Raw genomic sequence first — 12,102 nt, 5'->3', positions numbered from 1 at the left:
GAGAGGCATGGGTTCAACTTGCCTGTAAATACGTTATGATTTAAGCCAACGGCTAAACGCGTTGGCTTAATTTTTTGTCGATAACTTAATGATCTTTGTTGTATTTAAGCGAGTGTTTAAGTGCGAGTGGATTAGCCTCATCAGCGACGGAGAGCTGGCATTATGAGTTTGTTACATTGCTTTCATAGGGCTTTTTTATATTTGGCTTGCTCGGCTGGATTGATGTTTGCCTCTCCCGCCATGGCCTCTTTTTGGGATTCCTTATTTCGTAGTGAGTTGCCCGTCGATCAAGTGACTGCACCTGTAGACAGTCCGCGTTTCGAGTTTGTTGGTGTATTACCTGCTAATACGCAATTAGAACTTGTCGGTTATTACGTTTCATCTGTTTGTACCCGAAAGGAAATCCGTTTTCCCAGTGGTGATATTGCTAATCCCTACCGCGCGACATTCGAAGAAACCTCAGTGCTGCGACAAGTGATTAGCAGTGGTAGCAAAGCGAGTGAGTTTTCGCTGCCCTTAGCTTTGAACGGTGGCGGCGATTGTCAGTGGCGGCTTGAGGATTTAATGCTCGATGTGACAATACTGCCGAACCATCCGTTGTGGCAAAGGGCTAAAGCACTTAAACAACAATACCTTGCTAAGTTGCAGCGCACTTCTGTTGTGGATGCGGCACAAGTTGCTAGCCAAACGACGTTGCCGACTCAAGTGTCACCCCACGATGATTTTTATTTAAGTCATGAACTTAATATCGATCCAATTTATGCGGGTAGCGAGGCGGATAATTCGTTGCTTGCGACTACGCCATTATCTTTAGCACCAGTTTACTATCCAGTATTTATTCATTCTCCTAAGGAAGACAAACCCTTCGAGGCTAGGCTGAAAAGTAGTTTGCAGCAAATTTCTAGCCTATGGGCTAGTCCTTATACTCAAGCGGTTCGTCGCGGTGATGAGGCTGTGATGCGGGTGAATTTTAATCCACAGATTGCCGAACAGTATGAGGTCAATGTTTGGTATCAGCCTGATACGGTTGAGGTGAATTATCCCGATGGTACTCAATATACTTATGCTAACGGTGATGTGAAATTGTATGCCTATGGTAAACCTGAATCTCAAATCAAGACGTTAGCTCAGAGTGCCAAGGCCGAAGATAAGCGCTTCTTGGCACGTATCTATGAGCTTGGGCACGCCTTACCCAAGGATAAAATTAAGGCACAGAAATATTACCGTGAAGCCGCTGAAGCTGGCGATATTGAGGCGCTGCATTGGATGCGAGATCAAGCGGGTTACGCGGGGCGTGCCGATGAAAAGATCTATTGGCTGGAGCGCGCCGCGAGTTTTGGCGATAACGCGGCAAAGCTTGAGTTAATCCGTTTACCTTTATCGGTTATCGAGCGTGGCTTGGTTAATACAGGTGCGGATAAGGTTCGTGAAACGCAAGCATGGCAGCAGTTAAATCAGCTAGTTGACCAAGGGTTGCCTGAGGCAAGAAGTCTGATGGCGTTTTATCAAGTGTTATCTTGTTCGCCCTATTTTAATGCTACAACGGCATTGGAAAATTATCGCCAAAGCGTTAAAGCTCAACCTGATTTAGCGCGAGATGCCGCCGAAACCTATTACTACTTTAAAGAGGACTTTGAGCAGAGCGAGGAGTTTTGGATAATTGCCGCCGAGCGAGATCTTTACGCCGCCGCTGAACTTGCCAATATCCTGTTATTGGAACCCTATCGAGATACGGTTAACGCGAGATACTGGTTAGAAAAAGTGACAACCTTGGGTGCCAAACAAGGCTTGCAAGCGGATATTCTAGGCAATGCTTACTTCCAGTTCGCAACCCTGTTAGATAAAGGCGAGGGTGGACCGGCCGATGCAAAAGCAGCGTTAACGCTTTATCAGCAGAGCATTGAAATGGCAGAGCGGTTTTCAAACGACTATGCAGCAAGGGCCAAGGAGAGAGTGCAAGTGCTCGAAGGGATGCGCTAATAACGTATTGCCGCTAAAGACTCTATGACGTCAGTGTCGCTTATTCAGCTTATCTTCAATAAAAATCCCTGCAGAAGCAGGGATTTTGCTATTTATTCAAATGCTTGATTTATGCGTAATGGCTAAAACTGCTTACTTAAGCGATGCAAGTCATCAAACTAGCGTAAATCAACCTGCAGTGCGACTCCCGCACTCTGGGGCTCACTCTGCACTGTGATGTAATACCAACCCACGTTTGGTGCATTGACTGTGATACTTTCCCGCGTGTTGGCGGGTGTCACAGAGGCTGCATCGAAGTGTTGAGCATTCGCCCAAGTCGTCCCCGAAAACAGGCTAACATCACCACTGCCGTGGGCGGAGTTGATGCTTAGCTGATTAGTTCCCTCTGGTACCCAAAGGTAATAATCGTTGCGCCCATCGGCGGTGCAAATGGCTTTGCCAGCACTGAGCTCACCATAACTTAAGGGTGATTGCGTCGCGCAGGCGTTGGCAATGAGCACCGGATCGGGTGTGTTACTCGTGCCTGTGCTTAAGGTCAGTGTTACGCCGCTAAACTCAGTGGCAGTATCAATCGTGATATAACGCCAGCCACGATTGGCGCTGAAGCTAAGCGATTCTTGATTTCCTGCTTGAGAGCTCTTTGCATCGGCATTATCTGCGTCGGCCCACTGACTGGCATTGAAGTAAATATTGGCATCCCCAGAGCCGCCCTTAGTGGTGATAGTGAACTGGGTATCATCTTCCTCAACCCAGAAGTAGAAGCTGTTACGCCCGCCACTGATGCACTCATTTTTGCCTAGGGTGAGCTTACCGTAATCTAAGGTCGCTGCGCCGCAATTGGCTGGTGGCTCAGGATCCACGCCGCCATCCCCCAGATCGGGGTCGATATCAGCAAATAGCTCAGTGGTGCTGACTTGCATATCGACGCCGCCAAAGTCCCCCGATAAGGTAATGTAGTGCCAATACTCGTTAGGGTTTAACTGCACCTTAATCACTTGATAATTACCATTACCGATACCAGCGCCTTGGTTTTGCTCAGGGCTTGCCCAGCCTCTAGAATCGAAATAAATGTCGGCATCCCCCCAACCACCGCCAATCTTGATCCAAAGCTCTTGGGCTGTGCGATCGGTATTGGTGAAGCTGAAACTGGCGCGGCCGAGTTTTGAATCGATACATTCCATCGGCACATCAATTTTCAGGCTGGCCGATTCTGTGTAACGGTAGGCTTCGTTAGTCACTTGGCAAGGCGAGTAATCCTTACTGATAGTGCCTGCTGGTCCTGTCCAGTTGCCTTCGCGGCCACTAGGCTCAGCGTCGACATCACTCGGGCCCTTATCGACTATGCCATCGTCAGCCGTGCTTAAACCACTGGCGAGCCAACCCTGCCATTCGTTATCGTAACGTGTGCCGATATTATCCATAAAGGCTTGATATTCTGCATATTGATCGTTGCGTAGGTAGGCCAGAATCTGTCTCACATCGTCCCTGTGGTGTTCAAACATGAAACGCACCGCCAGATAGCCCCAGCGATAGATGCGGTCTTGGCCAGATTCATAGTTGTTTTTGAAGATGGTCGATAACATAAACTCACCGGTTTCGCCCATGGCAATTGCCGCAGGGTTTGCGTCACGGTAAGAGATGTATTCCGCGAGGCCTTCAATCCACCAAATGGTATTGGCCGAAGTGCCACGACTAAAGTCACCAAACAGGTTATAGCGTCCATCGAGGTAGTGTACGTATTCGTGTTGCAGGTTCCAGACGTGGAAATCCGGCGTGCGCCATTCGGCTTCATAGGCGATGAAACGTGCCTGATTTTTGAGTCCGGCGGGTGAGCCTTCTAAATACATGCCGCCATTGTCGGTACTGATACCAAATATACTGTTGGCTAAGGATTTATACTCAGACGAACTGCCGAAGATCACTAGCTCTAAGTCATCGTTGTTATCCTGCCCCACGGGTTGCATGCCCGTTTCGAGTTTACTGTGGAAATAACTTTCTTGGCTGGTTAGCACATCACAGGCCCACTTGGCTTGATCTTGATAGAGATCTTGGGCGCGGATCTTGAGACTGTCGGAGCATTTCCAATTAAAAGGTAAAGCATCGGCTTCTAACTGCGCCTTAAAACCACAGATATTGTAATCGTTACAATGGCTGCGATCGTAATAGTCTGCCATTTCTGCCGCCGCGTACCAAAGCACTTTGCTCGGTTCGGTTTTGCTGGTGCTGCTGAGGATGTTTTTGACCAGCTGGGTCACTCGCGGGCGCATGGCATCAATGTAATACAGCCTAGATAACTCTTTAACTGAGTTGACCAAAAGGTACTCTGCATTGGTGCCTAACAAGTTGCGATGTTCGAGTTGGAAGTTATTCAGCGCATCTAAAATCCCTTGATCACGCGCGAACAGCGCCTGCATGTCATCATTCCATTGGGCGCGGAATAAGGTGGTAAACACTGAGTTGGCTGCGGCGTTCATGGCGAAGCTGGCTTGCCAATTAGCATCATAGTCCGTAAGCACTTTGATAGTGACATGATTGAAATCGGCGCCGAGCTCGGCTGAGTCAATCAGGATTAAGGCTTCTTTCAACACGCCAGCATTAGCATCGGAGACTGTCCAAATCGCAGCGTTCGCAAATAACGCATTAAGGGCAGATTTTAAGCTGACCTTAGCAGCATTGCTGTAAGCGGGCACATCATTTGGGCTGTAAAACTGCACATAGAGGGCGGCGCGGACAAAGTAAATATGGGACTCAAGATGCTGAATATCGACCCCAGTGTAGTCCTTTGCTTTAGTGGCAATGGCATTGGCAACACTGATCACATTGGCCTCGCTAAATAGTGCAGTCGCGCTACTGCCTTTGAGGCTATAGAGTTTACCGACACATTCGGGCGTAGATTGGCTCAGTTCATTGACTAGTGCCTGACCTGATTTCCCAACAAAGTCACTGCAGTCGCTGACTTGCATCGCGGCGCTACGATTCTGCAACTTAAGTGGGGGGTGTTCCGAGACCTCTATCTGACGTTTTTGGCGTGAATGAATCTTAGGCTGCTCTGTCATCGTCGGATCATTAGGGGATGCCATCAATGGCGTCTCCCGTAGCAGTGGTCTATGTGATTCAATTAAGCTAATCGGTGCAGAGGGCGGTGGCGGGACGGGTTGAGCTGGTGAACTGTTGTTGCCTAATGGGGGGCTTGCATGGGTGTTATGGGCAAGAACGGGAGTTGCAATCGCTAAGCTAATTGCTGCGAAGAGTAGTGTGTTTTTCATTGTGTATCCGTAGTTATCTAGTCTGCAAAGCAGATCTTCCTTGGGCGTTATTTGATGCATTTAACACAGACTTGCATCAAACCTCATTGGATTATTTGCGTGATAACAATAGCGCGACAAACATCGCAGCCAGCAAATAATGCCTCAGAATAATGGCTGTAAGTTTTTAATATATCTAGTATTTGTCATAATATTTTTTTGATACATCTTTTCTGTTCAGCTTAGGTTCAGCTTTCAGTTCAAATGGTTAACGTCAGCCGCTTGATTGAGTGTGATGGAATATAGAATGGAATAACTGTGGCTATTTGGCTTGAAATTGCGCTAGCTTAGCCGCATTAAGGTTTAGCAAACGAACCGTTTAAGCATAGCAATCTGCTATTAGGTTGGTGCCATTCTCACAGGAGCTTTTATGTCAGCTTTACCAAGCGAGTACACCCATATTCATGTTGAGCAACCTGGAGCGCCCGAGGTGATGCGGCTATCGCGCTCACCTTTGCCTGTCCCTGCGGCGGGGCAAGTGTTGATTCGCGTGCATGCAGCAGGAGTGAATGGCCCCGATGTTAAACAAAGGGTGGGCGCGTATCCACCGCCACCGGGTGCATCACCGATTATTGGTCTTGAGGTTGCTGGGGATATTTGTGCCCTCGGTGATGGCGTGAGCCAATGGCAAGTTGGCGATAAGGTATGTGCCTTAGTGCCGGGCGGCGGTTATGGCGAGTATGTGCTCACCTATGCTGCCCATTGTTTGCCGATCCCGACGGGTTTTAGTTATGTGCAGGCAGCTGCGCTGCCAGAAACCTTCTTCACCGTATGGGGTAACCTGTTTATGCGTGCGGGACTGAAAGCGGGCGAGACGGTACTGATCCATGGTGGCTCAGGTGGCATTGGGAGTACGGCTATTCAGTTGGCCAGTGCGCTGGGTTCAAAAGTGATAGCGACGACGGGACAGGATGAGAAACGCGATTATTGCTTGAGTCTTGGCGCCGCTGAAGTCATCAACTATCGTACTCAAAACTTTGTTGAACCTGTGATGGCACTCACTCAAGATAAGGGCGTAAACGTGGTATTTGATATTGCGGGTGGCGATTTTATCAATCTCGACTTACAAGCCTTAGCGATGGACGGGCGTATGGTGTCGGTAGCCATGCAACGGGGGCCTAAAGCCGAGGTTGAGATTTTCCGCCTGATGGCAAAACGTATCATGTGGACAGGGTCGACCCTAAGACCGCAGAGCGTGGAGGCCAAAGCCGCCATTGCTGCTGAATTATTGGAGAAAGTTTGGCCGTTGTTAAACGCCCATAAAATTGTCCCCAATATTTTTGCCACCTTTCCATTAGCACAGGCCGCTAAAGCCCATGCTTTGATGGAGTCGGGTGAGCACAGGGGCAAAGTCATACTGACTGTCATTTGAGCTAGGCATACTTGGTTTTGCAGCGACATATTTGCTTTAAGTCGCTGCCATTCGAGTCAATCTAGAAGACATTCTGACATCATAGTGGCTTAGTCATTGTTCGGTAAATATGAGTTTGTAGCGCTGTAATTAAATCTTCATGGATAACCTTGATGGTTAACTTTACAGCAACCTCGAATTGTTAACGTTGATGACTCATCAAACACCATAGATATGATTGCTTTTTCTTGGGAATAAAACTTGCCGCGTCGATTTTTTAGACTAAAGTCGTTAATGATTAAACTTTTTGGGTACTTTGGCAGAAATTAATACGTAATTAGTGAAAATTTCATGGTATGAGGCATTGATTATCGGAAATATTCTGTAAAAATACCCAGTTGAAAACGTCAGAGACTTTCAGGCGCTATTCGTGGATCAAAGCAAGCGATGCTTCGCTTATTCAGGCTAAAAAACTCATGGTGTATGTGTTGATTTAAGGGTATTAGCATATATGTATAACACAGCAAAGAAACAGGTTTGGTATGGTGAGCTGAGAACATCGAAAGGCAACGCGATTGTCGTCCATGACAACCAGCTGCCCGATGCCTCCCCAGGACGTATCTACCTATACAATACCGATCGCGATGCGATCATTGAGTATGTGGAAGATATAGTCAAAGTGAACCTATACGACTTAGATGAGGCTGCGTTAAAAGCTGCTGAGGCTAAGTTTGGTGGTGCATGGAAGGCGGCAAGATCTCAATTTATGAGTAAACATCAAGCTCGCATTGACTTGAACAACGTGAAGGAAACTGCGCCTGTACGTAAGGCGAAGCCTGAAGTTGAACCAGAAGTCGAATCTGATGCCGTTGGCGTGGATTTTGACGATGATTGGGGCGATGATTTTGATGATTAACACAGTGTCGGCCTAAGGGCTAACACTGTGAGTGTAAGGAATAAAGTAGTGTTTATTTTATTCCTTATCGCTTTATTTATTCCCTTCTGCTAAACCGCGCTTTCCTCGTTTTCTCAATTTTTATTGCGAATAGCTACGCATCGGCATCGAACTGATAACGACTGATGTGGTGATAAACCTTGCCTGACATTAACCAAACATCATCACCAAAGCGTTCGCCTTGATTCGGTGAGTCTGGCAGCATTTGCGGCTCTAAACACACAGCATGATGTTGATTTAATACCTGTTGATTGCGACCTACTGTGCCATTTAAAAAATTAGCACAGTACAGCTGCACACTCGGTTGATTAGTATAAACCGTCATAGCACGACCGCTAATGGGGCTGCTTAAACAGCCAAAACGGGCGAGTGAGCCATCGGGATTATTCATCATATAACAGTGATCATAACCGCGAGTGCTTGCGAGTTCAGCGGCATGCAGCTTGTCACCTAAGCGTATTGGTTGACTTAAATCGAAAATCGACCCAGTTGTATCGGCAATCCCAGTGGGAACACTGACATCGTTCATGGTCAGATAGCGCTTGGCATCGATTTGCATCAGATGCTCGTGATTGGTCTCTGAACCATCGAGGTTGAAATAACTGTGCTGGGTGAGGCTTACGGGACAGGCTTTATCGACGGAAGCTAAGATTTCTACGTACAAATTATTGCCTGCGAGACGGTAATCCAGCTGAACCGTGCAATTACCGGGGAAGCCCATGTCGCCATCTGGGCTCATTAAGGTCAAACGCACACCATCGGGGAGTTGACCTAGTTGCCAGTTTTTACGATTAAAACCCTCACGGCCGCCGTGCAAACAGTTAGTCGCTTGGTTGACATCTAATTGATAATCATGACCTTGATAGTGCATTTTGCCGTTAGCGATGCGATTTGCAAAGCGGCCTGCAATGGCACCTAAGTGAGCCGATTGGGTCAAGTAATCTTCAGCGCTATCACAACCTAAGACGATATTGGCACGTTCGCCGTGTTTATCTGGGGTCCACAGAGCGCGGATAATGCCGCCTAAGCTGATGACTTCTAATGCGAGTATGCCGTTGTCGATCCGAACCCGTTCGATTTCACCGCCGCGGGGATCGGTCCAAGGATCCAAAACACTGAAACGTACCATTTAGCTTCCCTCTGTGTTGAATATGCTCACTGCTTATTGTGTTAAATGAGTATGTTAACCCTATTATTTGCCATCAACAGCATAAAGTTCAGTGATGAATTCGTATGTTATCGACGGCGTAGTCACTCTATTCGGTTGTCTTTGGTTTAAGTGCGGCTAAGTGCTTGTTCTAGCAAATTGCCTGTTCTGGCTAGTTATCTATGCGCCCCGCGCCAGCGCTGGCGGAACATAAATACACTGTGGCATCGATGGCGGTTTTTTCGAAGAATTCATGTTCAACGGCGGCAACAACAGCGTCAGTCAGTTCATGGTCGACCAAGGCGACCACGCAGCCGTCGGTCATGCGGATGCCGCCCCGCTCGCCAATCACTTGGCTGACAATTTCAACTAAAGTATCAAATTCGGGCAGTGTGACTTCAAAATCATCACGCAGTGAAGCATGGGATTCAGCCATTAAACGACTGAATTTTTGGATGTTATTTTGCTCTAGGGCGCGGGCAGCATTTTGAGTTCTTTGGTTCTCAGTGACGACGTGTTTCGCTCGGCGGTATAGCACTTCATTTAAATCGGCCTTTGCACTTTCTAGTTGGCGTAAATCGAGGTGACGCAGTGCATCTAAGCCAAAGTACTCTGCCGCTTGTGCACACTCAGTGCGACGTTGTTCATTGGTCGCGGCTAAGCGTTGTTTCTCGATATGGGCATCTATGATAATAAGGCTTAGGTTTTCTGGAATGGGAATGGCTTCGCTATCGAGATCTAAGCAGTCAATCAGGAGTGCATGGTCTTGTTCACCCATGGCGCTGCACATTTGATCCATGATGCCACAGGCCGACTCAACATACCTGTGCTCGCCGCGCTGTGCGAGTTGCGCCACTGCCATTGGGGATAAATGCAGTTGGCTGGTATCACTAATGGCTGTACCGAAGGCGACAACGAGTGCACCTGAAGATGAAAGACCTGCGGCAAGTGGCACATCGCCCACAATGGCTAAGTCTAAGCCCTTGGCTAATAAGCCAGTTTGCGCCATAGCCGCAGTAAAACCTTTGAGGTAATTCACCCAGCCATCTTGCGGGTCCATGTCGTTTTCTTGGCCGAAAACCCACTCTTTAATTTGTCCGGGAAACGCATCGGCGACGGCTCGAAACTTAGTATCGTCACGGCGTTTTACCGCAATCACTGTATGAAAATTAATGGCTGCCGGGAGTACAAAACCGTCGTTGTAATCCGTGTATTCACCGATCAGATTGACGCGCCCTGGGGCTTGATATAAATCGTCGGCTTTAGTGCCAAAGGTTTGGACAAATAACTTAGTGGCGCGTTGCGCAGGGTTTGACATGCTGTAAAAAATTCCAAAAAAGCTGAGCTAATTTCGTTACCGTCATCGATTTATATCACGACTGAGTCAGTGATGTAACTGAGATTTTTTGCTGAAATGGCGATAGGCTACAATGAGTAAATCGATACTGGGATGAGGAGGAAAAATAGCGTATTGAGTGTTTTATCTAGTTAATTGATTTGTAACGATTAGTCAGCATTTAGTTGGATGCCGCACAAACTAGCAGAGGATGTTACTGCTCGTTTGTGCGACCTGTTATGGCGTGATTTTAATTTAATGCAGCATTAGCAGGCACTTAACTATGTGGCTCCACATTAAGTTTAGGATCAGGCACTTGTACAGTATCTTCCGCTTGAGCGGCGTTTTTCTCTGAGTCTTGCAATAGCTCGTAAATAACATGATCCACAAAACCGGCACCAGCGGCTTCGTACAGGTTGTACACACTGTGTACACCCGATTCTCGAAGCGCCGCGGCATCATCACTGTACTGCACAATTGCACTGATTTTGCCTTGATAATTCAGTTTTTTGAGTTGCTCAACTGCAAACATATTTCCCGCGTGGTGCGGCATGGCTAGCAGTACCAGTTCAAGATTAGGTGCTCTGTCGAGTTTTTCCCAAAAGTCGGTATCTGAGGCGTCACCTTGCACTACATTGCGACCCTTTGTTTTATGTAAGTCGACTAAGTCTTGCTTGTGTTCAATACCGAGAATTTCCCCATCAAATTGTTCCCTGAGTTCATCATAGGCACCGCTACCAATACGGCCCATGCCTAAGATTAAAAAGCGTGGATTGCCAATGGCTATCGGTCTGTCTTCTGGGTGTAACGGGCGTTTTTCAAGTTTGATTAAACGCTGCTGGAATCGCTGGTAGATATTACCGACGGTGGCGTTAAGTGGCGCGGCGAGTAAAAAACTAAAGCTTAATGCCACGGCGATGATCACTAGCCACTCGGGAGGTAACCAACCTTTATAGGTGGCTACTGCGGCGACGATCAAACCGAATTCACTGAAGTTACCTAGGTTAAATGAGCCCAACATAGAAGTACGCGAACGCAGCTTAAAGCGGGTAAGAATGTAAACAAACAGCAGAATTTTGAGTGGCACTAACAACACCAATAGCGCCGCGAGGACGATATCCGATACCGTAGGTAAGCCATTGAGTCCTATGGTTAAGAAGAAGGCAACGAGGAAGAGTTCTTTAAAATAGAACAGGGATTTTGCCAGCTCGGAGGACTTTTTGTGGCCCGCCAACAAGATACCGATAATCAGTGCGCCGAGATCGGGTTTTAAACCAACAGATTCAAATAACCAAGCGCCAACCACGAGTGCCATGACTAGGCCGAAGAGCACTAAGAGTTCACCGTGGCCGACACGGTCGAACGCTTTATAGATGAGCGGTTTAGCCAGTGGCAGTAAGAGTAATGCAAAGGCCCATACCGAAGGTACATCGCCTTTAGAAATGGTTAAAAACAGTACGGCGAAGATATCCTGCATAATCAAGATACCAATAGCGACACGGCCGTAGAGGGATTGCACGTCGCCTTTATCTTCTAACACTTTGACCGCAAATACGGTGCTGGAGAAGCTTAACGCGAAGGCAATTAACGTCAGTTGTTCTAGGTTCAGACTCGTGAGTTGGCTTAAGCCCAGTAAGCCGAAGAGTTTCAGAATCGGCACAAAAATCACGATCGAGAGCACTAAGTGCACACTCGAACCCGCCCACACTTCGGCCTTGAACAGGCTACGAATATCGAGTTTTAACCCTATGGCAAACAACAGTAAAGTGACGCCTAGGCTGGCGAGTTCTTGTAGTAATGGCAGGCTTTCTTTATCTATTCCTAAGATGAACAGTACAAAGCCTGCCACTAAGTAGCCGATGAGCGGAGGGAGTCCTATACGGCTGACGAGCATGCCGCAGATGAGTGTAATAATGAGGATGCCTGGTTCCATGATGCTCCAATCTAAAAAGTCTAAAATTGTAAGTGATTGTATAAGAAATCTATGACACTTGGATAAAAAAGCGGACTTTTAATGAAAAAAGTCCG

At 47.5% G+C, this 12,102-nt stretch carries 7 protein-coding genes; 3 read left to right on the top strand and 4 right to left on the bottom strand.

Going from position 1 to position 12,102, the window contains the following annotated elements; all coding sequences use genetic code 11:
* Positions 1 to 162: 162 nt before the first annotated feature.
* Positions 163 to 1,980, top strand: a complete 1,818-nt coding sequence (locus L5M37_RS12690; protein ID WP_317630094.1) for a sel1 repeat family protein — start codon at positions 163 to 165, stop codon at positions 1,978 to 1,980.
* A gap of 158 nt (positions 1,981 to 2,138) precedes the next feature.
* Here L5M37_RS12690 and L5M37_RS12685 read toward each other — a convergent pair whose 3' ends face one another.
* Positions 2,139 to 5,246, bottom strand: a complete 3,108-nt coding sequence (locus L5M37_RS12685) for a M9 family metallopeptidase (protein ID WP_263200655.1) — start codon at positions 5,244 to 5,246, stop codon at positions 2,139 to 2,141.
* 409 nt (positions 5,247 to 5,655) lie between these two features.
* Here L5M37_RS12685 and L5M37_RS12680 point away from each other — a divergent pair, with 409 nt between their 5' ends.
* Positions 5,656 to 6,657 carry an NAD(P)H-quinone oxidoreductase gene (locus tag L5M37_RS12680; protein ID WP_131524395.1) on the top strand — a complete coding sequence of 334 codons (1,002 nt, stop codon included), beginning with the start codon at positions 5,656 to 5,658 and terminating at the stop codon, positions 6,655 to 6,657.
* A 490-nt stretch (positions 6,658 to 7,147) separates the two neighbouring features.
* A complete protein-coding gene (locus L5M37_RS12675) occupies positions 7,148 to 7,552 on the top strand; it encodes a hypothetical protein (protein WP_105251357.1) in 405 nt (134 codons plus the stop codon).
* A 133-nt stretch (positions 7,553 to 7,685) separates the two neighbouring features.
* Here L5M37_RS12675 and L5M37_RS12670 read toward each other — a convergent pair whose 3' ends face one another.
* The 3 genes from L5M37_RS12670 to L5M37_RS12660 all read right to left on the bottom strand — a co-directional run bounded on the left by L5M37_RS12670 (position 7,686) and on the right by L5M37_RS12660 (position 12,007).
* Positions 7,686 to 8,720 (bottom strand): aldose epimerase family protein, encoded by a 1,035-nt coding sequence (locus L5M37_RS12670; RefSeq protein ID WP_263200654.1) that lies wholly within the window; start codon positions 8,718 to 8,720, stop codon positions 7,686 to 7,688.
* Positions 8,721 to 8,910: 190 nt separating this feature from the next.
* On the bottom strand, positions 8,911 to 10,056 hold the full coding sequence (galK, locus tag L5M37_RS12665) for a galactokinase (protein WP_263200652.1): 1,146 nt from the start codon (positions 10,054 to 10,056) through the stop codon (positions 8,911 to 8,913).
* Positions 10,057 to 10,351: 295 nt separating this feature from the next.
* The gene (locus L5M37_RS12660) at positions 10,352 to 12,007 is read right to left on the bottom strand and encodes a cation:proton antiporter family protein (protein ID WP_263200650.1); all 1,656 of its coding nucleotides are present in this window, start codon (positions 12,005 to 12,007) and stop codon (positions 10,352 to 10,354) included.
* Positions 12,008 to 12,102: the final 95 nt, after the last annotated feature.

Origin of the sequence: Shewanella sp. SM69 (assembly GCF_025653985.1) — a bacterium.
GTDB lineage: Bacteria > Pseudomonadota > Gammaproteobacteria > Enterobacterales > Shewanellaceae > Shewanella > Shewanella oncorhynchi.
This window is presented reverse-complemented; position numbering and strand designations above follow the sequence as displayed.

What these genes read in the sequence shown, in the direction of transcription:
- L5M37_RS12680 (WP_131524395.1), top strand. Translation starts at nt 5,656, where the DNA reads ATGTCAGCTTTACCAAGCGAGTACACCCATATTCATGTTGAGCAACCT.
- galK (WP_263200652.1), bottom strand. Translation starts at nt 10,056, where the DNA reads ATGTCAAACCCTGCGCAACGCGCCACTAAGTTATTTGTCCAAACCTTT.
- L5M37_RS12675 (WP_105251357.1), top strand. Translation starts at nt 7,148, where the DNA reads ATGTATAACACAGCAAAGAAACAGGTTTGGTATGGTGAGCTGAGAACA.
- L5M37_RS12670 (WP_263200654.1), bottom strand. Translation starts at nt 8,720, where the DNA reads ATGGTACGTTTCAGTGTTTTGGATCCTTGGACCGATCCCCGCGGCGGT.
- L5M37_RS12690 (WP_317630094.1), top strand. Translation starts at nt 163, where the DNA reads ATGAGTTTGTTACATTGCTTTCATAGGGCTTTTTTATATTTGGCTTGC.
- L5M37_RS12685 (WP_263200655.1), bottom strand. Translation starts at nt 5,246, where the DNA reads ATGAAAAACACACTACTCTTCGCAGCAATTAGCTTAGCGATTGCAACT.
- L5M37_RS12660 (WP_263200650.1), bottom strand. Translation starts at nt 12,007, where the DNA reads ATGGAACCAGGCATCCTCATTATTACACTCATCTGCGGCATGCTCGTC.